Raw genomic sequence first — 25,301 nt, forward strand, 5'->3', positions numbered from 1 at the left:
TCTGTGAGGCGCCGGCCGCGGCGAGCGTTCCGGTCTCAAGGAGTGCGGTGCCGTTCACGCCCCACCTCGCGTCGGCGCGAGAGGGTCGATGGCTGGCTGTGCGGCGAACCGCAGGGAATCGGCGAGCGGGTCGAGCTGCTTCTTCGCGTAACGGGTGTAGAGCCAGGCGATGAGGAAGGTGGAGGCGAACTGCGCCAGGCCCAGCAGCAGGGCGACGTTTACGTTCCCCATGACCTTGGTCGCCACCAGGTGCGGTGCATAGGTGCACAGGACGACGTAGGACACATAGAAGAGCAGAAACGCGCCGGTCATCGAGAAGCTGAAACGCCGGAAGCGGCTGCGGAGTTCGGCGAAGCTCTCGGTGTCGCGTATGTCCGCGTACTGCGGCTTCTGGAGCGTTTCGGGCGGGCTGGACATGGATCTCCGTACGTACTGGTGAGGTTGGGGAACGACGAACGCCCGGCGAGTGCGCGGGGCGAAGCTCTTCACGGCCGGTGCCGGAGGCTTGTGACGTCGGCGTGCACCGAGGGTCGGTCTGATCTCATCAGCAGCCGACGGGATACAGCCAGCGTTACGCACCGTAAGGTCTAGATCTTTCGGTGCGGGTGCGGGTTCTTTCGGTAGGTCCACGCGTGCGGCGGTGCAAGAATCTGTCAGCGGCATCCGAGCCACGGGAGCCGCGAAGGGGGGAAACGCGATATCCATGCAGTACGCAGCGCAAGCGGCCGCCATGTCCGGGCAGGGGACGGGGGTCCCCGGTGCGTCTCCCGGCCCGCCCGGCACGATCCCCGATCTCATCGGACGGGAGGCCGAACTCGCGGAACTGCGGTCCCTGCTCGGGATCGGTGACACCCCCACAGTTACGGACCGTGACCACATGTTCGTCCTTGTACGGGGCGGCTTCGGCAGTGGGAAGAGCGCACTCCTGCGCGCCCTGCTCGATGAGGCGCGGGCCGACGACAGGGCCGTGCTCGACGCCTGGGCCGATCCCGGCGACAGCCGCACCGACCACGCGGTGCTGCGGCAACTGCTCGAATCAGCCCCGCCCGCCCCCTCCGTTCGGCCCTCCGGCGAACCGCCCGAGGACGGCGCGTATCACCGGAGCCTTGACACCGTGATCGCCCGGCTTGGCGCCGACGGGCGCCGGCCTCTGATCTGTGTGGACGACCTGCAGTGGGCGGACACGGCCTCGCTCCGCCTGCTCCGACGGCTGATGCGCCGCGCCGACGGCTCTCCGCCCGCCGTCATCGCCTCGCTGGGCCCCGGCGAGTCGCCCGACGAGGATGCGCTCGGCGCCGTCCTGCCCCTCTTCCGCGACCACATCAGCCTCCCCCCGCTCGCGCTGCACGACACAGGAGCAGTGCTCGCCCGGACCCTCGGGCACGACGCCGACCAGGCATTCCTCAACGCATGCCAGCAGGCCACGGACGGCAACCACTTCCTGCTCCGTTCCCTTCTCGGCGCCCTGGCCGCCGCACCGCCGCAACCGAGGCCCGACGCTGCCGACGGTGAGCGGACCGTGTCCGTCGCCCTCGGCGCGCTGCTGCCGGAACTCGCGCCCGCCGTCCGCTCGTTGCTCTGTGGCACCGGAGCCCACAGTGAAGCCGTAGCCGGCGCGGTGGCGGTCCTCGGGTTCCCAAGTCCGGTGGAACTGATCGCAGAAGTCACCTCAGTGCCGCAGCCCGCCGCCGAGGACGCCGTGCACACCCTCGTACGTGCCGGGATCCTGCACCAGTGCGAGCAGGGCGTGGGCATCGCCGCCTCGCTGCTCTCGGACGCCGTTGAACAGTTCGTAGCGCCCAGTCGACGCCAGGAACTCCACGCCGGCGCCGCCCGTTTCCTGCTCGGCCGCGTCGCTGCACCCGAGCAGGTCGCCCACCATCTGCTGCACTGCGCCCCCGGGCAGCCCTTTGCGCCCGAGGTACTACGCCGGGCGGCGGCCGAGGCGAGCGACGCCGGTGCGCACGACCGGGCCGCCCTGTATCTGCGACGCGCTTTGCGTGAACCACTGACGGAGGAGGAGCGGGCTGCGGTTCTCTGCCTGCTGGGCGAGGCGGAGCTCGAATCCAGCGTCCCGACCGCCATCGACGAGCTGCGCCGCAGCCTCCAGCTCAGCAAGGCCCCCAGCGAACAGACTTCGGCCGCCCGCCGGCTGGCAGGCGCGCTGTTCGCCGTCGACCGTTACCTCGACGCCCTGGACGTCCTGGAACGCACCAGCGCCGCCATACGCCCGGTCGACCCCTCGTACGCGCTGCGCCTGGAGATCGACTTCCTCTTCATCAGCCTGGTCGAGCTCGCGTCCGCCGCACGTGCCTATCCGCGGCTGATGGACCTGGCCATGACGGACGCGTCCGGGACCGCCGTCGAACGTCCCCTTGCCGCGCTGCTCAGCCTGCGTGGAGCGATGGTGGGAGAGGACGCGGAGGAGGTGGTCCGGCTGGCCCGCATTGCGCTGGGCCACGGATTGGCGCCGGCAGACGACGAGTCGGTGGTCTACCACTGCGCGATGCTCGCGCTCGGTGCCGCCGGCCGCCCCGACCTCGGACACGAGTACGCAGAGGCCGCCATCGACGAGGCGCGGGCCCGGGGCGCGGTCTTCCAGTACGCGCATGCCGTCGCCATGCGAGGCAACGCCAACGCGCGGCTGGGCCGTACTTTGGAGTGCGAGGCCGACGCCGAAGCCGCCCTGGAGGCGCTGCTGGAAGTCGGGGTGCCGCTCGGTTCCAGCCACACGGTGTTCGCCGTCGCGACCCTCATCGAGTCGCTCACCCGGCAGGGCCGCATCGAGGAGGCACAGTCTCTGCTGGAGCGCAGCGGCATGGACGGGCAGCTCCATCCGTACTGGATCAACGACTATCCGCTGCTCGCTCGGGGCTGGTTGCGCGTTGAGCAGGGCCGACTGGAGGAGGGCCTCGCCGACTTCCTCGCCTGCGGTGCTCGCACGGTGGCCCGCAACATGCCCGCCCCCGGCTTCTACCCCTGGCGTTCCGAGGCAGCGCTGGTGCACGCGCGGCTGGGCCACGCCGAGGAGGCCGTACGTCTCGCCGAGGAGGAGGTGGCGCTCGCCCGGCGCTGGGGCGTCCCGGAGATGACGGCTGTCGCGCTGCGCGCCCTGGGAATCGTCACCGGCGGGCCCGAGGGCCTTCAGATGCTCGACGAAGCGGTAGGCGTGCTGGAGACCTCACTTGCCCGCTTCCGGTACGCGCAAGCGCTGGCCGACCGCGGGGCCCTGGCCATGCGCTGCAGCAGAATCCCGGAGGCCCGTGCGGACCTCCAGGAGGCGGTCAGTGTCGCCCATGCGTGCAATGCCGGTGTGGTCGCGCAGGGCGCGCTGCGGGAGCTGCGCGTCCTCGGTGACCGGCCGCGTACCCGCACCTTCCAGGGTGTGGACGCGCTCACTCCGACGGAACGCAGGGTCGCCGACCTCGCTGCGGGTGGGATGACCAACCGGGAGATCGCCCAGCATCTCTTCGTCGGCCTGCGGACCGTGGAGATCCATCTCACCCATGTCTACGGCAAGCTGGGCATCAAGGGCCGTCAGGGCCTGGCGGAGGCGCTGCGCTGAACGACCTCGTCCTTCTCGCCCTTCTCGTCGTTCGAGTGATGCATTCGCGCGCGAGCGGTCGCCCAGTGGATGACCGCCCACGGTGCCGCGAGGACGACGGCCGCGGCGAGCAGTGCCGGTCCACCGCCGACGGTGCAGAGGGCCCAGATGATGACTCCGGTCACCGCCGTGAGAACTCCGGCGGAGACCAGGAGGAGGCTGCGAGCCAGCTTTCCTGCCGAGCGGTGGGGCGTGCTGCTGGTATTCACTCGCGGGTGCCGGCTGCGGTGCGGTGGAGGACGGCCGAGTCCCAGGAGTCGAATTCCTTGTCGTCGAGAGGCGATTGGCACTCGCCCGAGTGCTCGACGGCGGGAGTCGTCTCGGCGTATATGTTGCGCTGGACAGAGACATAGAGGCTACACAGGCTGAGCAACAGGGCGCAGGAGAGAACGACGACGACGGCGTTGTTGCTGTGTCGATCGGGCACCGTGTGCGGCCAGAGTGCCTGCGGTGGCACCGATCCGGTCGTGGCGACCGGCGCGTCGGCGGGCACCTGCGAGGCCGTGTGGATCACCGGCGGGTTCTCGGCGGTTGCGGGTTGTGGGGTGTGCGGCATGGTGCTCTTCTCGTCGTGCGGGGCGGCGGGCCTGTAGGGCTGCCCGTCGCTGCAGGCTCAGCCCGTGCGTTGGGGCGCCTGTCTGGCTCGATCCCATCAGCGAGTGCTGTGCCGTGGCCAGGGTTACGGACCGTAAGACCTGGATCTTTCGGGCGGGCGTCCAGGTCTTTCGGTGGGGCCACTCGGCAGCAAATGCCGCGGCGACGCGGGGCGCCCGGGAGCCGTGCCCGTACGGGCGCCGCCGCCCCGCGGTCAAGGTGCGCGACCGCGCCGCGGACCTGCTGTCCTTCCCACGCCGAGACAGCCAGACCGTACCTGGAATCCCGGGGGCGGCGGCCCGTCGGCTACAGCCGCTCGTGGCGGTTACGTCGCGCCCTACGCGGCGTAGCTCCGTGCGCACTCCAGGACACCTGGCTCCAGCAACTGGCCGATGCCCAGGGCCTGCTGGGCGCACGCCACGAGGGTCTTCTCTGCTGTCAACGCACCTTCGGGGTGATTGACAATGACGGTGTCGGGGTCGAGCCGAGGCAATGTCTCGAGCGCCAATGAGTAGATGTCCGCGAGTACCTCTGAGGACGGGTCGTCCATCTTCATGTCCATGTGGTCCGCAAACCCCGCTTTGGGCTGGACGTTCATGACCCAGTGGAGGGTGAACAGCGCGACCTGCGCGACTAGTTCAGCGTTGCCCTGACGGTCTGCTTCGCGTCCGACTGCCGTCAGCCACTTCCAGGGCCGGTCGACGCCGCTGTCGCCCGTCCGCATCTGCGCCAGGGTTGCTTCCTGCAGGCTCAGAGCCCCCGCGGCCTCGGCGACGGCGAGCGCCCCCATCCGCACACCCCGGTCGTCCATGGCCACAAGAAAACGCGGCAGCAGCTGTGCCGCGTTGGCAAGATCCTCGTCGTCGACCGTCAACGGCCTCGGAACGGCTTGTGGGTGTGTCTTTTTCCTGAACAGTCCCATGCGGGTGACTCCCCCCATCCGGGAACGAGCCAGGCGCACTCCAGCACCGGCGCGTGCCCCTGTTTGCCCGGCTCCGGAGTGCACGCGAAACCTGCGAGATCCGTCCAGGAGCAATCAATGTCCCGTGGCTGGGAAGGGAGCGTCAAGGCAAGTCATGAATGATTGCGAACCATTACGCCATTGCCCGAATATGACCGAAGCGCAGGTACCTGGGCGGCCGGGGTGCACACTTCTGCTCGTTGCCCACCACTCGTATGGTGAGCCGTCACTTGTGTCCGGCCAGAGGGGAACTGATGGTGCGTAGGACCAGGATCGTCCGACACGCGGCAGCATTCACGGCAGCCCTGCTGCTCTCCGCCGGGCTCGCCCCGGCAGCCTTCGCCGACGAGCCCCCGGCCGGGCCGAACCCGGCCGCCGTCCAGCTCAACGCCTACTGGACGCAGGCCCGGATGACGGCCGCACTGCCCGGCGACACCGACAAGAGCTCCGAGACGGGGCTGACGCCCCGAGCCGTCTCACCGACGGTGGACGGGCCTCAGCCGGGCGAGTACATCCCTCCCAGCCGGAGCTTCGACGGCATGCGCCAGGCCGGCACGTTCTTCTGGACCGACGCCACCGGCACCGGGCGCACCTGCAGCGGCTCGGTGGTGCGCAGCCCCGGCCACGACCTGGTGCTCGGCGCCGGGCACTGCCTGAAGGGCTACTCCGGCACCTCCCCCAAGCGCAACCTGGGCTTCGTGCCGCAGTACCACGACGGCCTCAAGCCCTTCGGCATCTTCCCGATCAAGACAAACGGCGTCTACGTCCCGCAGCAGTACTATGACCTCGGCGCGCACGCGGGGGCAGCGTACGACTTCGCCTTCGCGCTCACCGAGCCCAATCAGGACGGGACACGACTCCAGGACGCGGTCGGCGGAGTGCACCTGCTCACCGGGACGGGGTACTACCACGCCCCGGTGCGGATGATCGGCTACCCGGCGAGGGCGGAGAAGCCGCTGGAGTGCTGGAGCTGGACCACCATGTGGGTCAGCGACGACCCGGCCGACCCGGGCACCTTCGCTCGCATCGCCTGCGACGCCTTCACGGGCGGGACCAGCGGCGGGCCGATGCTGGTGCCGTGGCCGGGCGGCTGGGCCGTGATCGGGGTCATCGGCGGCTACCACACCGGCGGCAACACCCCCCAGGTCTCCTACAGCGCCTACTTCGGCGCCGCCACCCATGCCCTCTACCGCGCCGCGATCACCGGTGCCCCGCCCGCAGGCACTGCTTCCTGAACCTCGGCAACAAAACCCCCGTGCCGCAGCACAGAAGGCGGCGAGAGTGTAGCGCGCGAATGCTCATGAAAATACGAAATACGCCGCAGTTCTGTTGCTGACGGTTGCCCGGGAGATACGGTGAGTCAACGATCAATGGCGTGATCGCCGACGTGCTTGGCTGCACCGTGCCGGGAGGAAAACGGGTGGTCACCGATCAGACCGACATTCAGCGGGTGGTGACCCGGCCGGGGGCCGGGGAGCAGCACAAGCAGGGTGTGCGGACCGTGCCGAAAACGCTGGAGCGAGAGGCTGAACTGTCCCTCGCTCAGCTCGCGTTGGATGCCGTGATCGGGCGCTCGGCGACGGACCCGACAACTCCCGCCGAGCACCGCGGCGGCTTGCTGGCCTTCACGGGACCGGCAGGCGGGGGCAAGACGACCCTTCTCAACGAGGTGCGCCGCCGCGCGGCCGAGCGGGAGTGCACAGGGCTCTTCGCGAAGGGCGTCGAGCAGGAACAGAGCCTTGCCTTCCACGTGGTACGCCAATTGTTCCAGCCGCTGCTGGCCTCGTACTCCGAGAGCGAGCGCCGGGAGGTGCTGGGCGACTGGTACGGCATCGTCGGTCCGTGTGTCGGACTGTGTCCTCCCGCGACGGAGGGCGCGGCACCGGATCCGCAGGGTGTGCGCGACGGGCTGGACTGGGTGGTCACCCATGTGGCCGTCCAGCGCGGCCCGTTGATCCTCGTCGTTGACGACCTCCACTGGGCGGACGCGGAGTCGGTGGCGTGGCTCGCGTCCTTCGCGAGGCGGGTGGAAGAGCTGCCGGTGCTGATGGTCGTCGCCTACCGCCCGGACGAACTCGGCGAGGTGGCGGGCGTGTTCACCGACATGGTCGAGCGGTTCCGGGTGCGTCCACTGGACCTGGCCCCGCTGAGCCCGAGCGCCGTCGCGGATCTGGTGCGCGAGAGGCTGGATGCCGAGGCCGACGACGGCTTCTGCCAGGAGGCCTGGCTGGTGACCGGCGGCAACCCGTTCGAGACGGTCGAGCTGGTGGCGAAGGTGCGCGACCGCCGTCTGGATCCCGTCCGGGAGAACGCCGGCGCCTTGCGGAACTTTGCCGCCGAGAGCTGGCGCGGCGGTCTGGTGGACCGGCTGAAGGAACTGGGCACGGTCGCGATGCGGCTGTCCTGGGCAGTGGCCGTCCTCGGTTCGGAGGCAACCCCTTGCTTGGCCGCATCCCTGGCGGCGCTCGGCCAGGCCGAGTTCACCGACGCGGCGGACGTACTGCGGGCCGAGCGGATTCTGACGTACGGGCCGACGCTGGAATTCGTGCATCCGCTCATCGCGACGGCGATCTACCGTGCCATTCCGCCCGCGACACGCGTGGCCTTGCACGGCAAAGCGGCCTGGGAGCTCGTCGAGCAGGGGCACGGCCCGGCCGTGGCGGCGCGGCATCTTCTGGAGACGCAGCCGGAGGGTGACACCTGGGCTGCGGAGCAGTTGCGCGACGCCGCGCAGGAGTACGTGCGCCGGGGCGCTCCGGAGGCGGCCCGTCGCTGTCTGAGCCGCGCCCTGTGCGAGCCTCCACCCGCACCGCTGCGGGCCACGGTCCTGTACGAACTCGGCTCTCCCGCACTGATGCAGGACCCGGCGGCGACGGTGAACCACTTGCAAGCCGCGCTGGATGAGCCGGATCTGCCGTCTGCGCTGCGGCAGAGCATCGTGATCCGGCTCATGCGAGCGCTGGCGTACTGCGACCGGCTGTCCGAGGCGTCGCACGTGGCGATCGGGGAAGCCGCCACGGCCACGGATTCGCGCGTGCGCCTGCGCATGTTCATGGAGCACTTCATGGTGGCGGGGGTAACCTCCACCAGCCAGGAGGCCCAGGTCCTGTCGCGTCGGCTCACCCAGCTCACCGGGCGGCTGTCCGGCCGGAGCCGGACCGAGCGCTACCTGTTCGGACTGCGCGCGTGGAATGCCATGGTCCGCGGCGAGCCGGTGGCCACCGCCTTGTCGTACGCGGAGCGGGCGCTGGGGCCCGAGGGCATGAGCTGGACGGACGACGAGTGGGGGTTCGAGGTCCCGTCGCTGGTGGCCCTCACCTTCCTGTACTGCGACCGGCCGGACCGGGCCGAGGAGCTGTATGCGGCCGCGATCGCGGAGTACGAGTGCCAGGGCTGGCGCGGGGTACACCTCGCGCTCGGCTACAGCCTGCTGGGCTACATCCGCTTCTGGAAGGGCCAACTCGCCGACGCCGAGGACTTCGTGCGGGCGGGACTGCAGCTGGCCGACCGACTGGGGCCCGGGGGCGCCCATGCGCAGTGGTACGCGCTCGGAGGCCTGATCGAGATCCTGTTGGCGCGTGGGGAGACAGCGGCCGCCCAGGAACTGGCCGCAGCCCGCCGGTTCGGCAAGCCCTTCCCGTCGGTCGTGACGCTTCCCGACGCCCAGACCGTCCACGGCGAACTGCTGCTGGCGCGTGGCATGGAAAAGGAAGCCGCCGAGGAGCTGACCGAGGTGGGGCACCGCCTGGACCTGCGTGGTATGCGCAATCCCGCCTGGTGTCCGTGGCTCCCCCACCTGGCGCTCGCCTCCCGGACGACGGACGCCGCCCGGGCGCTGGAGCTCGCCCAGGATGCGCTGCTGCGCGCCGAGCGGTTCGGTACGGCAACTGCGGTGGGGCGGGCCCTGCGTGTGCTCGCCCGGGTGACCGAGGGACCGGAGGGCATTGCCCTGCTGAGGCGGGCCGTCCCCGTGCTGGAGACGGCGCCGTCGAGTTACGAACTCGCCAGCGCCCTGGTCGAGCTCGGAACCGCACTGCGCCGTGCCGGACGCCTCGCGGAGGCCGCGGAGCCCCTGCACCGGGGAGTGGACCTGGCCGGCCGGTGCGGGGCCGGGGGCGTAGCTGCGCAGGCTCGCGACGAACTGGTCGCCGCGGGTCTGAGGCCGCGCCGCTTGGACGTGGCGCCGCCCGAGTCGCCTTAGGGGAGCGCCGTACGGGGCGTGAAACGGCGCACGTGAGGTCGCATGCGCGGTGTTGTGCGCCACCTCGATGGGCGTGAGTGCGCCATGGGGCCACAACTTCGGTTTCCTGCGGCGGCGAGCAGCGCAGGATCCATCACGGCGCGACAGCACGGGAGCGCACGCTCCCCACCCCCTGTTCCTCGTCTCGCTCCCCTGGAGGGGGAAATGCTCACTGCTGCGACGGGTGCCGAGGACCATTCCTTGGCCCCTCTCACCCATGCCGTGCCGGACCTGATCGACGTCCGGCAGGCGGTTGATGCCGTACTGGCGGAGTTTCTGGCGGCCAAGCGCCGCTCCGCGAGGCCGACCACGCGAGAGCTCATCGACCGCGCGCCCTTCCCCGAGTCAGCCACCGTGGCCCTGCGCCAACTCGCTTATGCCACATCGGCGAGGAGGTCATGACGGAGTTCTTCCTGCCAGAACTGCCCCGGCTGCTTCCGGTGGCCTACCACCCCAAGGCCGCGCAGATCGAGTTCCGGTCCAACGGCTGGGTGCGCCGCCAACTCGGCGGCTGCTTCGCACGCGAGGAGGACCTGCTCTTCTTCCTTCGCCAGCGGAACGGGCTGTACGGGCCGCTCACCGTTCCGGATGCCGACGAGCAGCGGGCGCTCGACGTCACTGACTGGTACCAGTACGTCACCGCCATCGACAGCTCCGCTTCGGACCGCTCGGCGCTCGGAGCCGACGAGGCAGACGCCCGCGCGGTGTTCGCCGGCATCATGGCCGACTTCCACGGAGGCCAGGGCGGGAGCGAGGACTTCCCGTACGCCCGTGCCGGCAAGGACCTGTGGCGACGTATCAGCCCCGGACTCTCCCCCGCGCAGATCCGGCGGTTCACCGACTCGCTGGAGGCGTTTCTGCGCGGGTGCGCCACAGAGATCGGTTTCAAGCTGAAGGCCCGCGTCCCGGACTACGAGACCTGTATGGCCGTACGCATGGACAGTTTCGGCTGCGACTTCATACGGCTGATGACCGAGTACGCGGTTGAGGTCGACATGACCGCGGACGAGTCGCTGCTCAGGGAGGTGCACACGTACGGGATGCAACAGATGATCATCGTCAACGACCTGCTGTCATGGCGCAAGGAGCACGTCCAGGAGGACAAGATGACGCTGGTCCGTGTGCTCATCGAGCGCGAGGGCCTGGGTCTGCAGCAGTCCGTCGACCAGCTCTGCCAGCTGGTCGAGTCCCAGGAGAGAGCCTATCTCGCGGCACGGGACCGGCTGCGATACGGCCCGCACGGCTCGCGCGCGGACATCCGCGCCTACCTGCGCGGGCTGGACCATGTCATCGGTGGCAGCCAGGAATTCGAGTACCTCACGCCTCGCTACTTCGGCGACGGCTACGTGTGGGACGGCTCCACATCGGGATGGATCAGCCTCACCGGTTCCGTCACCCGACTCCGGCCACGGCCCGCCCATGATCCCGATGCCTCGCCCGCAGCCGACACGGACCAGTTCGAGCCTTCCATGACAAGGAACTGAACCTTGGCACCGATCCGATCTGCTTGGCTGAGGCCTCGTCTGCCGGCGTCTGTCACTGCCCCGCCGACAGCAATAGGCGCCGCCCCCGGCCGGCTACCCGTCCTCGGCCACGCGATACCCCTGTTACGCCGGCCTCTGGAATTCCTCACCTCCCTGCCCGCCCACGGCGACCTGGTCGAGGTGCGCCTCGGCCCTCGCCGCGCCTTCATGGTCTGTCGGCCCGAGCTCGTACAGCAGGTCCTGCTGGACCCCCGTACCTTCGACAAGGGTGGCCCGTTGTTCGAGGCGGCCCGGCTGCTGGTGGGCAACGGCCTGGTCACCTCCGGCTGGGCGGAGCACCGGATCCAGCGCCGACTCGTGCAGCCCGCCTTCCACCCCAGCCGGATGGCGTCGTACGCCGGCGTGATGTGCGAAGAGATCGACGCCACGCTCGCTGCATGGGAAGCGGACCGGGCCTTCGACCTCAACGCCGCGCTGCACGCACTCACGATCCGTGTCACCATGCGCACCCTCTTCTCCACCACGATCGGCAGCCGAGCCGTAGCGGAGGTGCAGCACTGCCTGCCTGTCATCCTCAGCGGCATATACAGGCGAATGATCGCGCCGATCGGTGTGCTGCATTCACTCCCCACCCCGGGGAACAGGCAATTCGACCAGGCGCGTGCGAGGCTGCGCACCGTCATCGACGAGACCGTCCAGGCCCGCCGGAGTGCCGGGGCGGACACCGAGGACCTGTTGTCGATCCTGATGGGTGCTCAGGACGAGGAGAGTGGCAGGCGCTTCACGGACGACGAGATCCGCGACCAGGTCATGACGCTGCTGATCGGCGGAACCGAGACGACCGCGAGCACCCTGGCGTGGGCCTGCCACCTCCTGGCCCGGCACCCGGAGGCCGAACAGGAGTTGCAGGCGGAAGTCGACCACGTCCTCGGCGGACGGCTGCTGCCTGCCTTCCACGACCTGCCCGCACTCGACCACACCCGGCGCGTCGTCACTGAAGCGCTGCGCCTCTACCCGCCCGCCTGGATCCTCACCCGGACGGCCACCGTCGAGACCGAACTGGCGGGCAAGCCGCTGGCTCCCGGCACGATCGTCCTGTTCAGCCCGTACGTCCTCGGCCGCGATCCCCGTGTCTTTACGGACCCCGAGCGCTTCGCCCCTGACCGCTGGCTTCCCGGGCGCGTGTCGTCGCCGCAGCGCGGCGCCATGGTGCCGTTCAGCGCGGGCAGCCGCAAATGCATCGGTGACAGCTTCGGCATGGCCGAAGCGACGCTTGCGCTGGCCGCCGTCAGCGCGCGCTGGCGGCTCCGGCCCGTACCCGGAACGGCGATCCGGCCGAAGCCGAAAGCGGCCCTGAACACCGGGCCCCTCCTCATGCTCCCCCAGCAGCGGACCCGGCCGGCGCACCCTGCCTCATGTCCCGGCCGACGTGACGGTCACGACGACCCGGGCGTGGGCCCGGCCAGTTTGCGGGGCCCGTGCGTCTGACGGGCATGCCTGCCCGTCTACGCCAGGGATTGCCCCGGTCCGGGTACCGGGTTCAGTTCAGTCACTTCGAACTCGATCCGGACCTCGTCGGCCAACCGCAACGCGCCCAAGAACGCGCTGTAGGGCTTGATTCCCCAGACGGACTGAGTGACGGTCGCCCAGCCGTTCAGCAGCGCGCCGCCGTCGGTAACCCCGTGCACCGTCACCGGGTGCGTCCGGCCCTTGATGGTGAGGTCCCCAGTGATCTCGAAGGACTGAGGCGTTCCTGCAATGCGAGTGGAACGAAAGGTGATCACGGGATGCTGGGCGGTGTGCAGCAGGGCCTCGCCGCCCAGCGTCCGTTTGATATCGGCCCGGTCGGCATCGGTGAGTGGCTTCAGCCCGCCCGTCCCCTCCCGGACGTCCAACGAGCCCGTCTCGACCGTCAGGGTCACCGACGACTTCTCAGGATCGCCGACGACAACCATCATGTCCGCGGACCATCGGGTGGCCTCGATGGTGAGGTCGTGTCCCGCCTTGCGGCCGAGCCCGGTCCTGCTGGTCTTGATCAGCAGTCGGCCGGTCGACGGTCCGAGACGGTAGTTTCCGTCCGTCAGTTTCACAGCACTCACTGTACGTGGGGGGTGCGGCCCGGCTTTCGAAGCAGCCGTTCCGGCGCGCCTCGCGTTGCGCGCAACCGCCCTGCCGGGCCCTCTCCACTGCGCCCAGATCGGCTCACGTGGATCCGCTCAGGTCTGGCGTACCGGTTCGTACGCCTCCTGGCCGAGCCCGAACGTCCAAGCCACGCCTTCCTTCGCGGTCCTTGTCGTGGGCGGCACGCGCAGCCAGTACGTGCGGTGCGTGCCGTCCGGCTCGGGGGTGGAGTTGACCACCTCGACCATCACCACATCCTCGTCGCCCTGGAGCGCGATGCGCCAGAGAATGCCGGTCTCGTCGCGGTGCACCGGCTGGGCGTCCGACTCGCTGAGATAGCGGTCGTAGCCGTAGAACTCCAGCATCACGCGGCGCAGCTCCGCGTTCTCCTCGGCCCGTATGCGCGCGGGGGTCAGTGATGCCAGCTCGTCCAGGAATGCCGCGGGTACCGGCATACCCCGCCAGGCGTACAGCGCGAAGCCGTCCGGGAAGGCCAGGGCCGGGCCGTCGCCACGGTCGAGGCGTCCGGCCTCGTCGCGGTGCAACTCCACCGGCCGCTCGCTGATGACCACCGCGTTCTTGTACGGCCACCACCATCCGGCGTTCCTGGCCACCTGTGCCAGTCCCGCGAGCCGCTCGCCACGGCCGTCGAACGCCGCGAGCCAGGCCGCGTCGTGCTGGCCGAGCACCGCGTCGAGGAGGAGCAACCGCACGTCGGACTCGTCTTCCGGTTGCTCCATGAGCTCGGCGACGACTCCGGTACGTATCCGCTCGGCCAGTTCCCTGGTGGTGTCCCACAGTTGCGCGCCGGTCGCGGACCACAGCGCGGACCAGCCCTGGGGGCCCAACTCGTCGTGCAGACGGCGTCGTTCATCGGCCCATGGCCGGGTGCGGACCTCGTCGCGCACCGAGGGTCCCGCACCGGTGAGCTTTTCGACGGCTTCGACCGCCGCCTTCGGCGACGCGGTCCACACGATCATCGTCGGCTCTTCGAGACCGGCGGTGCGGTAGGCAAGCCGCACTCCTTCTTCCGCGGCCGCCCGGTCCGCCGCTCCCGTTCGCGCCGCGACAGCCCGCCATGTCATTACGTTCTGCATCAGAAGTTCCTGTCCCCTGTTCTCTGTTCCCTGTCCCGCCCTGCACTTCCCCGTACTGCCCTGTCCAGACGTGCTCGGGCCACGCCCCGCCACGAGCGACGCTCAGTCGGCGACGATCCGGACCGAGCCCGGCACGTATTCCCGCTGGCGCACCACTCGGTACCAGCCCTTCGGCAGCGGTATCGCCGCGTGCTCCTCGTGCACCACCCGCCCGCCGTCCGGCAGATGAAGCAGCATCGGATCGAGAGGGCCCGCCTCGCGCACCAGCCTGCCGGGCCCCTGCACCGCGTGCGCATGCCCGGTGACTTCGCCCAGCGCGAGGACCAACCGTCCCCGCCCGTCGCGCAGTTCACCGGGTGCGTCCACCAGGTGCGCCGGCACCGCCGACTCTCCCAGCGGCATGATCAGTACGTCCCCTTGCCGGTACATGGCTGTCTCCCCTCGTTGGCGCACACGCTGTGCCGACCACAGGCAAAACGCTACGGCCCGGGTCTGACAATCGGCCCCGGCCCGGGACGACGGGGCCCGCTCGCAGCATTGTCAGTGCGGCTTGGTAAACCTTTCGCACGTCAGTCGACCGCTCAGTGTCAGGAGATCAGGGCCATGTCCCATGTGGACCATCTGCAGGAATTGCTCGGCCTCCCGGCCGTCGACTTCCACCCCGCCCCCTCGCCCTTGCCCGCCGCGGACGCCGCCGCGTGGCGCATCGCCGTGAACCCGTACGACGAGGACCCGCCCTGGGACGAGGTGTTCGACGAGTTCCTCAAGACCGTCGACCCCGGGAAGGTGCGCGCGCTGATCGTCGGGCAGTGGGGCGAGGCGTACGACAACGACTCGAGCTTTCCCATCAACCTGGTCATCGCCGCCGCCGACCGGCTGACCTCCCTGGAGGCCGTCTTCGTCGGCGACATGACCTCCGAGGAGAACGAGATCTCGTGGATCGAGCAGTCCAATGTCACGGGCCTGCTCAGCGCGTTCCCCCGCCTGCTGGAACTTGGCGTGCGCGGCGGCAGCAAGCTCCGCTTTCCGCCGGTGCACCACACGAGGCTGCGCTCGCTCGTCTTCGAGTCCGGCGGCCTCCCGGCCGACGTGGTGCGCGGCGTCATCGAGAGCGAACTCCCTGCCCTGGACCACCTCGACCTGTGGCTCGGCGTCTCGGAGTACGGCGGCGACACCGAGATCGCCGACCTCGCACCGCTGTTGTCCGGTTCCCGCTTCCCGGGGCTACGCCATCTCGGTCTGCGCAACAGCGAGATACAGAACGAGATCGCGGCCGCGGTCGCCTCGGCCCCGCTCGTCGCCCGGCTGCGCACCCTCGACCTGTCGAACGGAACCCTCGGCGACGAGGGGGCGGCGGCGCTGCTCGAAGGGCAGCCGCTCACCCATCTCGAATGCCTCGACCTGCACCACCACTTCCTGTCGGAGGAGATGGAACGCCGGGTCGCCGATGCGCTGGAGCCGCACGGCGTGCGTGTTGACGTATCGGAGCGCGAGGAGCCGTGGGACGGCCGGGGCGCCGAGGGCCGCTACACGGCAGTGGCGGAGTGAGGTGTCCATGACCGGGATCGACCACCCCGAGACGTTCCACGGACTTCCCGTCCACACGCTCCCCGACCCCGACGACGAGCACGCTGCGCCGCTGCCGTCGGCGGACTCCGTGGCCTGGCGTCTGGACTGTCTGTGGAACGAGAGCAATCCGTTCCCGCAGCTGTGGGGCCGTTTCCTCACCTCGGTCGACTCCACGCAGGTCCGTGCGCTGGTGCTCGGCCCGTGGTGGCACGACGAATACTCGCCCCTGCGGCCCGTCCTCGACCAGGTCCTCGCGGACGCGCACCGCTTGCCCGCGCTGCGTGCACTGTTTCTCGCCGATGTCACAGGCGAGGAGTGCGAGGTGTCCTGGCTGGAGATGACCGACGTCACCCCCTGCCTCGAAGCGTTCCCCCGGCTCGAAGAGCTGACGGTGCGCGGCTGTGGCGACACCGTCTCGGAACAGGACTCCCTGTCCCTGCGACCGGTCCGCCACGATGCACTGAAAGTGCTCCGCTTCGAATCCGGCGGCCTGCCGGGTTCCGTCGTCAGGGCTGTCGGCGCCTCCACGCTTCCCGCCCTGGAGCGCCTCGAACTCTGGCTCGGCGTCACGCATTACGGAGGGGACGCGACGGTCGCCGACCTGGCACCTCTGTTGTCCGGCGGCGCCTTCCCGCGCCTGAGCCACCTGGGGGTGCAGAACAGCGAGATCCAGGACGAGATCGCGGCCGCGGTCGCCTCGGCGCCGGTCGTCGCCCAGCTGGACTCGCTCGCGCTGTCGATGGGGACCCTCAGCGACACCGGCGCCGAAGCCCTGCTCGGCGGCCAGCCGCTGACCCACCTGCGGGACCTGGACCTCCACCACCACTACATGCAGGAGGCGATGCAGCAGCGCCTGCGCGACGAGCTCGAACCACAGGGCGTACGGCTGAACCTGGACCAGGCCGACTACTGGGACCCCGAGGACGACGAGCCCCGATATGTCGCCGTCGACGAGTAGCGCGGCGGGCCCGCGCTTCGCGGTCGTCGGCAATCCCGCCAACCGCCGCGTCGCCCTGTTCCAGCAGGCCGTGGCCGCCGCCGGCCTGCCCGCCGCGCGCGTCGTGCCTTGGCTGGAGGTGCTCCGCCAAGGGGTTTCCTTCCGGCCGGGCGAGACCGTACGGATCGACTCACCCGGGGAAGAGGCCGAGGTCGAGCGGCTGTTGCGCGGCGTCGGTGACGCCACTCGGGTCGAGGGCTCGGCCCGCTGGTACGAGCGGTTCACCGCGGCCGTACGGGAGGTGGGGCAGGCGGCCGAGGGCTGCACGCTGCTCGACGACCCCGACGAGCTGGCGGTGCTGTTCGACAAGCGGCTGTGCCACGCCGTACTGCACCGTGCGGGCGTTCCCGTGCCGCCTTCCCCGACCTCCGGGACCCCGGTACTGCAAGTGCGAGGCTGGTCGGACATACGCGAACTGCTGCGCGCGCACCGGATGCCGCGCGCATTCGTCAAGCTCGCGCACGGCTCCTCCGCCTCGGGCGTGCTGGCTGTCGAGACGGCGGGATCCGGTCGGGTACGGGCCACTACGTCAGTGGAACGCGACAGCGAGGGACGACTCTTCAACTCCCTTCGGGTACGCCGCTGTACGACCGAAGGTGAGGTCGCCGCGATCGTGGATGCTCTGGCGCCCGACGGCCTGCACGTCGAGCGCTGGCTCCCCAAGGCCTCCCAGCGCGGCCGGGCCGCCGACCTGCGGGTGGTGGTCGTCGCCGGCCGGGCGACCCATGCCGTCGTACGGACCAGCCGCTCCCCCATGACCAACCTCCACCTCGGCGGCGCCCGCGGAGACCTCGACGAGGCACGGGCTGCCGTCGAGGCGGCGGGCGGCAGCTGGGCCGACGCCCTTGACGTGTGCGAGCGGGCCGCGGCCTGCTTCCCGCGCACGCTGTGCGTGGGCGTCGATCTGCTTCCGGCGGTCGGCTGGCGCCGTTTCGTGGTCGGCGAGGTCAACGCCTTCGGCGATCTCCTGCCGAACCTCACCGGCCTGCCCGGCAGCGGCGCCGAGGGCCTGGACACCTACGCGGCGCAGGTCGCCGCTGTACAGCGCACGACAAGGAACAATGATGCAATCGCCTGACATGAACGAGATCGTGGGCAGCCACGATCTGCTGCTCGTCACCCTCGACACCCTGCGCCACGACGTAGCCGCAGAGCTGGCCGCCGCCGGACGCATCCCGAACCTGGTCCGCCATCTTCCGGGCGGTGCCTGGGAGAAGCGGCACGCGCCCGGCAACTTCACCTACGCCTCGCACCAGGCGATCTTCGCGGGCTTCCTGCCCACACCCGCCGCGCCCGGCCCCCACCCGCGCCTCTTCGCCGCACGCTTCGCGGGCAGCGAGACCACCGCCGAGCGCACCTTCGTCTTCGACACCCCCGACCTGGTCTCCGGCCTCGCGGACACCGGCTACCACACCGTGTGCATCGGCGGCGTCGGCTTCTTCAACAACCAGGGCCCTCTCGGCTCGGTGCTGCCCGGGATGTTCCAGGAGAGCCACTGGGAGCCGGAGTTCGGTGTGGCGTCCCCTTCCTCCTTCGAGACGCAGGTGGCCCGGGCCGAGAAGGTCGTCGCCGGACTCCCCGCCCAGCAGCGGCTGTTCCTGTTCGTCAATGTCTCCGCGCTGCATCAGCCCAACTGGTTCCATCTGCCCGGCGCCACCCGCGAGGCCGGCGATTCGCGCGCGACCCACGCCGCCGCCCTGGAGTACGTCGACCGGCACATCGGCCGCCTCTTCGCCGCCGCGAGCAGCCGCCGCCCCTGCTTCGCGATCATCTGCTCGGACCACGGCACGGCGTACGGCGACGACGGGTACACGGGTCACCGTCTCGGCCACGAGGCTGTCTGGACCGTGCCGTACGCCCAGTTCACCCTCGACCAAGGGGCTGCCCGATGAACACCGCGCCCCGCCCCTACCAGAGTTACGTGTACGCCTACCCGCACAAAACGGCGTACCGCGAGCTCAAAGACCGGCCCGCACTGCGCGATCTCTGGGCGGGTGAGCCCAAGAACGCCCTCTCGCTCTACCTCCACATACCGTTCTGCGAGGTCCGCTGCGGCTTCTGCAACCTGTTCACCCGGATCGGCGCCCCCGACGAGCTGACCGGCCGGTATCTCGACGCGCTCGACCGCCAGGCCACCGCCGTACGTGACGCACTCGACCAGGCAGCGGACGGAGGCGGGACCCGCTTCGTCGCCGCGGCTTTCGGCGGCGGAACCCCCACCTTTCTCACTGCCAACGAACTGGACCGGCTCTGCGACATCGCCGAGAAGCGCATGGGAGCAGACCTGCACGCCGTACCGCTGTCCGTCGAGGCGTCCCCCGCGACCGCGACGGCCGACCGGCTCGCCGTGCTCGCCGACCGCGGTACGACCCGTCTCAGCCTGGGAATCCAGAGCTTCGTCGACGCCGAGGCCCGCGCGGCCGTGCGCCCGCAGCGCCGCGCCGATGTCGAGGCGGCTCTCGCCCGCATCCGCGACGCCCGTATCCCTGTCCTCAACATCGACCTGATCTACGGCATCGAGGGCCAGACCGCGGACACCTGGCGCGTATCCCTCGACGCAGCGCTCGCCTGGCGGCCCGAGGAGCTCTACCTCTACCCCTTGTACGTACGCCCGCTGACCGGCCTCGGCAGGATCGGTGCCGAAGCCGACGCCGCCTGGGACAGCCTGCGACTGCGGCTGTACCGCCAGGGCCGGGACCACCTGGTCGAGCACGGCTACGAGCAGACATCGATGCGGATGTTCCGCCGCAAGGACGCGCCGAAGCAGCCGGCCGACGACTACGCCTGCCAAACCGACGGCATGATCGGCCTCGGCTGCGGAGCCCGCTCGTACACCTCTGCCCTCCACTACTCCTTCGACTACGCCGTCGACATGCGCGAAATCCGGTCGATCATCGACAACTACACCGCCACCGACGACTTCTCCCGCGCCGAGGTCGGCCGGTACGTCGACGCCGACGAGGCACGCCGCCGCCATCTGCTCCAGTCGCTCCTCCAGGCCGAAGGCATGCAACTGGCCGACTATGCCGACCGGTTCGGCGCCGCGCCGGCCGACGACTTCCCGGCGGAGCTGGATCGTTTCGCGGCCCGCGGCTGGCTCGACGACACGGCACGCCCTGTCCTGCTGCGCCTGTCCCCCGAAGGCCTCGCGCACTCCGACGCACTCGGCCCCGAGCTCTTCTCCGACTCCGTACGGGCCGCCATGGCCGCGTACGAACTGAAATGAGCCGTCGTGGACCTGACGATTCTCTACCGCGGGCCGCTCGCCTCCTGCGACTACGACTGTCCCTACTGTCCCTTCGCCAAGCGCCGCGACAGCCCTGACCAGTTGCGCACCGACCGCGCGGCGCTCGAGCGCTTCGCCGCATGGGCTGTCGCACAGACCGGCGACCGCCTTTCGGTGCTCTTCACCCCCTGGGGCGAGGGCCTGGTCCGCTCCTGGTACCGACGGACGCTCGCCGAGCTCTCCCATGTGCCGCACATCGCGCGCGTCGCCATCCAGACGAACCTCAGCTGTCGCACCGAGTGGCTGACGGAATGCGACCTGGGCACGCTCGCACTGTGGTGCACCTACCATCCGGGCCAGACGCCGTACGACCGCTTCCTCGGCAAGTGCCGGGAGCTGACCGCGATGGGGGCGCGCTTCAGCGTCGGAGTCGTGGGCTTCCCCGAGCACCTCGACGAGGCACGGCGGCTGCGCGCTGACCTGCCCGACGAGGTGTACCTCTGGGTCAACGCGGCCGAGGGCCGCACCTATACGGACGAGGAGGCCGGCCGCTGGACGGCTCTGGACCCCCTGTTCCCCTACAGCCGCCGCCCGCACCGCTCGGAGGGGCTGCCCTGCCGTACGGGCGAGTCGGTGATCTCGGTGGACGGCGAGGGCACGGTACGCCGCTGCCATTTCGTGCCCGCCGAACTCGGCAATCTCTACGACGGCTCCTACCGGCGGGCTCTGGGCCCGCGCGCCTGCCCCCTCGCCGTCTGCGACTGCCACATCGGCTATGTCCATCTGGAGACGCTGCCGTTGTACGACGTCTTCGCGGGCGGCGTCCTCGAACGCATACCCGCCACACTCTCGGGCCGCGCGTAGTCAGCCGGACCCTCGCGGTGACGCTGCGGTGATCTGCTTCTCGAACCAGTGGTGGGCGTAGGGCTCGTCGTTGAAGGCCGGAACCTCCTGGAAGCCACAGGAGCGGTACAGGCTGATCGCGGCGCTGAGCGCCTTGTTCGTGTCCAGGCGCAGGACGGCGCAGTCGTACTGGGCGGCCCGCGCCTCCAGCTCGGCCAGGAATCGGCGGCCGAGGCCGAGCCCCCGGGCGTGGGGCGCGACCCACATCCGTTTGATCTCGGCCCGGGCGCCGGGCGGCAGCTTCAGACCGGCGCAGCCGACGGGCTCGCCGTGGAGCCGGGCGATGAGGAACAGGCCGTGCGGCGGCCGCAGTTCGCCCGCGTCGGGCAGCAGGCTCCGCGCGGGGTCGAAGCCCGTCTCGAAGCGCTCCTGCAGCTCGGAGAAGTAGGCCCGCAAGCAGTGCTGTGCGTCGGGGTGTTCCGGGTCGACGACGTCCAGCGTGACCGTCGCGGCGGTCAGCAACCGCTCGACGTCGGCCATGGCGGCGACCAGCCGGGCGCGCTGGGCGGTGTTGAGCGGCTCCAGCAGAGAGCCGGCCAGCTCGTCGCTGCGGTCATCGAGGATGGCGCGCTCGGCGCGGCCCGCGTCGGTGAGCCGGACGGTGCGCACACGTCTGTCCTGAGGCCGGGGCTCCACCGTCACCAGGCCGTCGGTCTCCAGGGAGCGCAGCAGCCGGCTGACGTACCCGGAGTCGAGCCCGAGGCGCTCGCGCAGCCGCCGTACGTCCTGGCCCTCCCCGCCGATCTCCCACAGCAGCCGGGCCGCTCCGATGGGCCGGTCGCGGCCCATGTAGTGGTCGTACAGCACGCCCACGCGTTCGGTGACGGTGCGGTTGAACCGCCGCACCTGGTCGATGTGCGCCGCATCCATTCTCTGACTCTAGTCAGAGAATCCCGTGATGGCCAGAGGGAGGCGTCACGTTGTGCTCCGGACGCCCACGGCGGCGGCCGACCCGCCCGTATTGACGGTGCCGGGCCCGCCGGGCGGTTCCGTAGGCCCCGGCGAAGGAGTGGACGGAACCACCGTCGGTGTGCTCGGGTCGTCCGAGGGCGTCGAGGGCACCACTGTCGGTGTGCTCGGACCCTGCGAAGGCGTTGGCGGAATGACCGTCGGCGTGCTCGGACCAGGCAGAGGAGTGGGGGTCGGCGTCCCGGCCGGCGCGGTCGACGTGGGCTCTCGGGCGGGCGCGGTGGCGGGGCTGTCGGTCTCGGTCGCAGCCATCAGCTGGAAGTCCTTCACCGGCTGGCCCTTCAGGGCCGCGGCCATGTAGGCGGTCCAGATCCGTGTCGGGTACGAGCCTCCGTTGACGCGGCTGATGCCGGCGGCGGTGCCGAGAGAGATCCGTATGTGGGTCTTGGGATCCTCGGCGAACATGGCCACCGAGGTGGTCAGCTGCGGGGTGTACCCGACGAACCATGCGGAGAGGTTGCTGTCCGTGGTTCCTGTCTTGCCTGCGGCGGGGCGGCCCAGGCCGGTGGCCAGGTAGCCGGTGCCCTCCGTGCTGACGACGCCCTTCAGGACCGAGGTGACCTGGTCGGCGGTGGCCCGGGAGAACGCCTGGATGTCCTCGTGGCCGGGGAGTTCGTACGACTCGTTGTTCCGGGTGATCTTCTGGACGGACCACGTGGCGATGTGCCGGCCGTGGTTGTCGAAGGTCGCGTACGCCTCGGCCATGTCGAGCGGGCTGGGGGCGGCCACGCCGAGGGCCAGGGAGGGGTTGGCGCTCATGTCGGGTGTGTCGGCGGGAAGGCCCGCGGCGATGGCGGCCCTTCGCACGCCGGCCAGACCGGCATCCGCGCCCACCTGCGCGTACACCGCGTTCACGGACTTCATCATCGCGCTGCGCAGGCTGATCCGGCCGTAGTCACGATCGTCCTCGTTGGGCGGGCAGTAGCGCAGACCTCGGGGCAAGCCCTGGACGCAGCGGCGGCTGGTCCCGTCGTAACGGGTCCCGGGCGTGATGGTGCGCCCGTCCTGCGTGGTGGCGTGGTGCTGCAACGCGGCGGCAAGGTCGAACGGCTTGAAGGTGGAGCCGGCCTGCAGGTCGTGCCGGATGGCGTCGTTGTAGGACTGGGAGGCGTAGTCCGGCCCGCCGTAGGCAGCGAGGATCTTTCCGGTGGAAGGGTCCACGGACGCGGCGCCGACGCGGATGGCCTTGGCCTTGCGAGTGTCCGGCAGCCGCCGCAACTCCTTCTTCACGGCCGCGACCATGGCGTCCTGGTTCTTCTTCTTGAAGGTGGTGGTTATGTGCCAGCCGCCCGAGGCCAGGGTGGCGTCATCCATGATCTTGTTGTCGACGAGGTAGCGGCGGGCGATGTCGATGAGGTAACCGGCCTGGCCGCTGACCCCGGGGGTGGGGCGGGGTGCCTTCGGCGTGGGGAACGCCATCCTTGCGCGCTCGCCGCTGCCGAGGTGACCGAGTTCGACCATGCCGTCCAGGACGTAGTTCCAGCGCGCAATGGCCGCGGCCCGGTTGGCCCCGGTCGCCGTGGAGACGTCGTACACACTGGGAGCCTTGAGAAGGGCCGCGAGGTAGGCGCTCTGCTGGACGTTCAACTGTGAAGCGCGGATGCCGTAGTACGCCTGTGCGGCGGCCTGGACGCCGTAGGAGTTGCGGCCGAAGTAGCTGGTGTTGAGATACCCCGCCATGACGGCGTCCTTGCTCTGTGTCTCATTGACCTTGATCGCTATGACGGCTTCCCTGACCTTCCGGCCGAGGGTCTGTTCTTGGGTGAGGTAGTAGCTCCTCACGTACTGCTGGGTGATCGTCGAGCCGCCCTGCAGTCCGTCGCCGGTCACGGTGCGCCAGGCTCCGCGCAGGATGCCGCGAACGTCCACGCCTCTGTTGGAGTAGAACGTCCGGTCCTCGGCGGCGACGACGGCATGCTGCACGTTGACCGAGATCTCGGAGAGGGGCACCGAGGCGCGGTTGACCGCGCCGGTACGGCCCAGTTCGGTGCCGTCCGCGTAGTAGTAGATATTGCTCTGGCTCACTGCGGCGGCGTTCGGGGCGGGGACCTGGACGCTCAGGTACAGGGCGGTGAAGGCGGTGATGCAGAACAGGAGCACGGTGAGCAGACCGCTGAGCGTCATCCGCCAGGTGGGGAGCGTCCGGCGCCACCAGGGCATCGCACGGCGTGCCTCCCTGCGCATCTGCCGCGCCAGCCTGCGGGCCTGCCTCGTAGTCCGCAGCAGGTCGCGCCAGTTGGCATCCGCTGGGACGGCCGAATCGCTCGGCCCGCTGCTCATGCGTACGCAGCTCCTCTGACCGGCACCGTCGCGTTGCGCCGGGTGGCGCACAGGGGACCGGGTGCGGTGCGCCGCTCCGTATGTGCCTTATTGTGCAGCAGCTTCCCTTTTGGCGCCTGACCTTTCATCGGGGCCGCAGGGCCTCATGCTCGGCCCGTCACGAACGAGTCGAGCGCCGCGGTCAGCTCCGCCGGCTTCTCCACCGGCAGCTCGTGGCCGGCATCCACGATCCGGACCAGCGCGTCCGGGTAGGCCTTCGCCATCCGCAGCATCTGCGCGACGGGCAGCTGGATGTCGTGGTAGCCGTGCACCAGCAGGGTGGGCGTGCGGATCTCGCCGACCCGGTCCAGGACGTCAAAGCTCCGCATGGCGGCGTAGCACGTCATGACCACCTCCCTCGGCGTGGCCGAGGAGGCACGGATGTACTCGCGGATCTCCTCGCGCGGATAGCCGGGGGCAAAGGCCCGCTGGATGTTGGCGGCGACGAACAACTTGAACGGCGCCAGGGTGGATGCCGCCATCAGCAGGCCCCTCCCACGGCTGTAGGTCATCCGGCTGATCGAGTTCACCAGTACCAGGCGCTCGATCCGCTCGGCATGGCCAAGTGCGAGGGTCTGCGCGATCATCCCGCCCATGGAGTGGCCGACGGGTATGAACCTGTCGACCTTCAGCTGGTCAAGGAGGACGAGAACGTCCCCGGCCAGCTCCTCGATCGTCCGTGCCGACCCGTCGCTCTCCCCGTGCCCGCGCAGGTCGAACCGTATGACCCGCCGCTTCGGGGCGAAGTGTGCCATCTGGTGGTCCCAGCGGTGCCGGTTGGCCGTCCAGCCGTGGATGAACACCAGGGGGACGCCGTCACCGTCGCGAGGGCCCTCGTCGTCGTACGTCAGCGCTGCGCCGTCGAGAGCGAGCTGCGGCATGGGTCGTTGCCTCCTGGAGTGCGGTTCGGGTACGGCCGGGCGCTGCCTCCGGCCGCCCCGGACGTCAAAACCGCCGCTCGCCGAGGACCCGAACGCGTCGAGGCGGTGCCTCGGCCGAGAGGTGTCCAGGTGACCGTAGTCGGGAATCTCCGTGTACGCCACGCCCAATTGCGGCTGCCCGCGGGCGAGTACGTCGTGGCAGAGCGCCGGTATGTCACACTTTCCGCGCCGACGGGGCAGATGATGGCGCGGCCTGCCCGCGCGAAGCCGAACCGGTGGCGGTCCTGCCGGGGGGCTGAGGGGTTGACCCTGGCCCGGCCGCCCCTAGGGTGGGGC

At 70.1% G+C, this 25,301-nt stretch carries 22 protein-coding genes; 12 read left to right on the top strand and 10 right to left on the bottom strand.

Annotated elements, in window-relative coordinates; all coding sequences use genetic code 11:
* Positions 1 to 54 precede the first annotated feature (54 nt).
* The gene (locus OHA61_RS01275; RefSeq protein WP_406301256.1) at positions 55 to 417 is read right to left on the bottom strand and encodes a DUF485 domain-containing protein; all 363 of its coding nucleotides are present in this window, start codon (positions 415 to 417) and stop codon (positions 55 to 57) included.
* A gap of 286 nt (positions 418 to 703) precedes the next feature.
* Here OHA61_RS01275 and OHA61_RS01280 point away from each other — a divergent pair, with 286 nt between their 5' ends.
* Positions 704 to 3,565 carry an AAA family ATPase gene (locus OHA61_RS01280; RefSeq protein ID WP_406301257.1) on the top strand — a complete coding sequence of 954 codons (2,862 nt, stop codon included), beginning with the start codon at positions 704 to 706 and terminating at the stop codon, positions 3,563 to 3,565.
* On the opposite strand, the gene OHA61_RS01285 is transcribed toward OHA61_RS01280, so the two are convergent.
* The 3 genes from OHA61_RS01285 to OHA61_RS01295 form a co-directional block, all read right to left on the bottom strand.
* Positions 3,538 to 3,813, bottom strand: a complete 276-nt coding sequence (locus OHA61_RS01285; RefSeq protein ID WP_406301258.1) for a hypothetical protein — start codon at positions 3,811 to 3,813, stop codon at positions 3,538 to 3,540. The genes OHA61_RS01280 and OHA61_RS01285 overlap by 28 nt on opposite strands.
* Complete coding sequence (locus tag OHA61_RS01290) at positions 3,810 to 4,160, bottom strand: hypothetical protein (RefSeq protein ID WP_406301259.1); 351 nt, start codon at positions 4,158 to 4,160, stop codon at positions 3,810 to 3,812. The genes OHA61_RS01285 and OHA61_RS01290 overlap by 4 nt, the downstream gene beginning before the upstream one ends.
* Positions 4,161 to 4,535: 375 nt before the next feature.
* Entirely contained in the window at positions 4,536 to 5,120 is a 585-nt protein-coding gene (locus tag OHA61_RS01295; protein WP_406301260.1) for a hypothetical protein, read from the bottom strand.
* 293 nt (positions 5,121 to 5,413) lie between these two features.
* Between OHA61_RS01295 and OHA61_RS01300 the strand changes: the two genes are divergently transcribed.
* From OHA61_RS01300 to OHA61_RS01320, 5 genes are all read left to right on the top strand, one after another.
* Positions 5,414 to 6,394: a trypsin-like serine peptidase gene (locus OHA61_RS01300; protein WP_406301261.1), complete on the top strand. Its 981-nt coding sequence runs from the start codon at positions 5,414 to 5,416 to the stop codon at positions 6,392 to 6,394.
* 140 nt (positions 6,395 to 6,534) lie between these two features.
* Positions 6,535 to 9,360: an ATP-binding protein gene (locus tag OHA61_RS01305; protein WP_406301262.1), complete on the top strand. Its 2,826-nt coding sequence runs from the start codon at positions 6,535 to 6,537 to the stop codon at positions 9,358 to 9,360.
* Between the two features lie 240 nt (positions 9,361 to 9,600).
* A complete protein-coding gene (locus tag OHA61_RS01310) occupies positions 9,601 to 9,801 on the top strand; it encodes a hypothetical protein (RefSeq protein WP_406301263.1) in 201 nt (66 codons plus the stop codon).
* Positions 9,798 to 10,883 (top strand): terpene synthase family protein, encoded by a 1,086-nt coding sequence (locus OHA61_RS01315; protein ID WP_406301264.1) that lies wholly within the window; start codon positions 9,798 to 9,800, stop codon positions 10,881 to 10,883. Before OHA61_RS01310 ends, OHA61_RS01315 begins: the two co-directional genes overlap by 4 nt.
* A gap of 72 nt (positions 10,884 to 10,955) precedes the next feature.
* Positions 10,956 to 12,371 (top strand): cytochrome P450, encoded by a 1,416-nt coding sequence (locus OHA61_RS01320; protein ID WP_406307253.1) that lies wholly within the window; start codon positions 10,956 to 10,958, stop codon positions 12,369 to 12,371.
* Between the two features lie 17 nt (positions 12,372 to 12,388).
* Here the strand turns inward: OHA61_RS01320 and OHA61_RS01325 are convergent, their stop codons facing one another.
* The 3 genes from OHA61_RS01325 to OHA61_RS01335 form a co-directional block, all read right to left on the bottom strand.
* Positions 12,389 to 12,973: a YceI family protein gene (locus tag OHA61_RS01325; RefSeq protein WP_406301265.1), complete on the bottom strand. Its 585-nt coding sequence runs from the start codon at positions 12,971 to 12,973 to the stop codon at positions 12,389 to 12,391.
* A 126-nt stretch (positions 12,974 to 13,099) separates the two neighbouring features.
* Positions 13,100 to 14,101 (bottom strand): DUF6745 domain-containing protein, encoded by a 1,002-nt coding sequence (locus OHA61_RS01330; RefSeq protein ID WP_406301266.1) that lies wholly within the window; start codon positions 14,099 to 14,101, stop codon positions 13,100 to 13,102.
* A gap of 102 nt (positions 14,102 to 14,203) precedes the next feature.
* Entirely contained in the window at positions 14,204 to 14,530 is a 327-nt protein-coding gene (locus OHA61_RS01335; RefSeq protein ID WP_324972966.1) for a hypothetical protein, read from the bottom strand.
* A gap of 174 nt (positions 14,531 to 14,704) precedes the next feature.
* On the opposite strand from OHA61_RS01335, the gene OHA61_RS01340 reads away from it, so the two are divergent.
* From OHA61_RS01340 to OHA61_RS01365, 6 genes are read left to right on the top strand one after another with little or no spacing between them, the layout of a single operon-like run.
* Positions 14,705 to 15,649 (top strand): STM4015 family protein, encoded by a 945-nt coding sequence (locus tag OHA61_RS01340; protein WP_406301267.1) that lies wholly within the window; start codon positions 14,705 to 14,707, stop codon positions 15,647 to 15,649.
* Positions 15,650 to 15,656: 7 nt separating this feature from the next.
* Positions 15,657 to 16,628 carry an STM4015 family protein gene (locus OHA61_RS01345; RefSeq protein WP_406301268.1) on the top strand — a complete coding sequence of 324 codons (972 nt, stop codon included), beginning with the start codon at positions 15,657 to 15,659 and terminating at the stop codon, positions 16,626 to 16,628.
* Entirely contained in the window at positions 16,609 to 17,745 is a 1,137-nt protein-coding gene (locus OHA61_RS01350) for an STM4014 family protein (RefSeq protein ID WP_406301269.1), read from the top strand. Before OHA61_RS01345 ends, OHA61_RS01350 begins: the two co-directional genes overlap by 20 nt.
* 1 nt (position 17,746) lies before the next feature.
* A complete protein-coding gene (locus OHA61_RS01355) occupies positions 17,747 to 18,559 on the top strand; it encodes an STM4013/SEN3800 family hydrolase (RefSeq protein ID WP_406301270.1) in 813 nt (270 codons plus the stop codon).
* Entirely contained in the window at positions 18,556 to 19,893 is a 1,338-nt protein-coding gene (locus tag OHA61_RS01360) for an STM4012 family radical SAM protein (protein WP_406301271.1), read from the top strand. The genes OHA61_RS01355 and OHA61_RS01360 overlap by 4 nt, the downstream gene beginning before the upstream one ends.
* A gap of 6 nt (positions 19,894 to 19,899) precedes the next feature.
* On the top strand, positions 19,900 to 20,757 hold the full coding sequence (locus tag OHA61_RS01365) for an STM4011 family radical SAM protein (RefSeq protein ID WP_406301272.1): 858 nt from the start codon (positions 19,900 to 19,902) through the stop codon (positions 20,755 to 20,757).
* On the opposite strand, the gene OHA61_RS01370 is transcribed toward OHA61_RS01365, so the two are convergent.
* The 3 genes from OHA61_RS01370 to OHA61_RS01380 form a co-directional block, all read right to left on the bottom strand.
* Positions 20,758 to 21,666 (bottom strand): GNAT family N-acetyltransferase, encoded by a 909-nt coding sequence (locus tag OHA61_RS01370; protein WP_406301273.1) that lies wholly within the window; start codon positions 21,664 to 21,666, stop codon positions 20,758 to 20,760. It lies immediately after the preceding gene.
* Positions 21,667 to 21,711: 45 nt separating this feature from the next.
* Complete coding sequence (locus OHA61_RS01375) at positions 21,712 to 24,045, bottom strand: transglycosylase domain-containing protein (protein WP_406301274.1); 2,334 nt, start codon at positions 24,043 to 24,045, stop codon at positions 21,712 to 21,714.
* A gap of 143 nt (positions 24,046 to 24,188) precedes the next feature.
* Positions 24,189 to 24,965: an alpha/beta fold hydrolase gene (locus tag OHA61_RS01380; protein ID WP_406301275.1), complete on the bottom strand. Its 777-nt coding sequence runs from the start codon at positions 24,963 to 24,965 to the stop codon at positions 24,189 to 24,191.
* Positions 24,966 to 25,301 lie beyond the last annotated feature (336 nt).

Origin of the sequence: Streptomyces sp. NBC_00885, from assembly GCF_045207475.1 — a bacterium.
In the GTDB taxonomy this organism is placed as follows: Bacteria; Actinomycetota; Actinomycetes; order Streptomycetales; family Streptomycetaceae; genus Streptomyces.

What these genes read in the sequence shown, in the direction of transcription:
- OHA61_RS01295 (WP_406301260.1), bottom strand. Translation starts at nt 5,120, where the DNA reads ATGGGACTGTTCAGGAAAAAGACACACCCACAAGCCGTTCCGAGGCCG.
- OHA61_RS01355 (WP_406301270.1), top strand. Translation starts at nt 17,747, where the DNA reads ATGAACGAGATCGTGGGCAGCCACGATCTGCTGCTCGTCACCCTCGAC.
- OHA61_RS01275 (WP_406301256.1), bottom strand. Translation starts at nt 417, where the DNA reads ATGTCCAGCCCGCCCGAAACGCTCCAGAAGCCGCAGTACGCGGACATA.
- OHA61_RS01350 (WP_406301269.1), top strand. Translation starts at nt 16,609, where the DNA reads ATGTCGCCGTCGACGAGTAGCGCGGCGGGCCCGCGCTTCGCGGTCGTC.
- OHA61_RS01300 (WP_406301261.1), top strand. Translation starts at nt 5,414, where the DNA reads ATGGTGCGTAGGACCAGGATCGTCCGACACGCGGCAGCATTCACGGCA.
- OHA61_RS01370 (WP_406301273.1), bottom strand. Translation starts at nt 21,666, where the DNA reads ATGGATGCGGCGCACATCGACCAGGTGCGGCGGTTCAACCGCACCGTC.
- OHA61_RS01280 (WP_406301257.1), top strand. Translation starts at nt 704, where the DNA reads ATGCAGTACGCAGCGCAAGCGGCCGCCATGTCCGGGCAGGGGACGGGG.
- OHA61_RS01345 (WP_406301268.1), top strand. Translation starts at nt 15,657, where the DNA reads ATGACCGGGATCGACCACCCCGAGACGTTCCACGGACTTCCCGTCCAC.
- OHA61_RS01340 (WP_406301267.1), top strand. Translation starts at nt 14,705, where the DNA reads ATGTCCCATGTGGACCATCTGCAGGAATTGCTCGGCCTCCCGGCCGTC.
- OHA61_RS01360 (WP_406301271.1), top strand. Translation starts at nt 18,556, where the DNA reads ATGAACACCGCGCCCCGCCCCTACCAGAGTTACGTGTACGCCTACCCG.
- OHA61_RS01315 (WP_406301264.1), top strand. Translation starts at nt 9,798, where the DNA reads ATGACGGAGTTCTTCCTGCCAGAACTGCCCCGGCTGCTTCCGGTGGCC.
- OHA61_RS01335 (WP_324972966.1), bottom strand. Translation starts at nt 14,530, where the DNA reads ATGTACCGGCAAGGGGACGTACTGATCATGCCGCTGGGAGAGTCGGCG.
- OHA61_RS01380 (WP_406301275.1), bottom strand. Translation starts at nt 24,965, where the DNA reads ATGCCGCAGCTCGCTCTCGACGGCGCAGCGCTGACGTACGACGACGAG.
- OHA61_RS01330 (WP_406301266.1), bottom strand. Translation starts at nt 14,101, where the DNA reads ATGCAGAACGTAATGACATGGCGGGCTGTCGCGGCGCGAACGGGAGCG.
- OHA61_RS01290 (WP_406301259.1), bottom strand. Translation starts at nt 4,160, where the DNA reads ATGCCGCACACCCCACAACCCGCAACCGCCGAGAACCCGCCGGTGATC.
- OHA61_RS01375 (WP_406301274.1), bottom strand. Translation starts at nt 24,045, where the DNA reads ATGAGCAGCGGGCCGAGCGATTCGGCCGTCCCAGCGGATGCCAACTGG.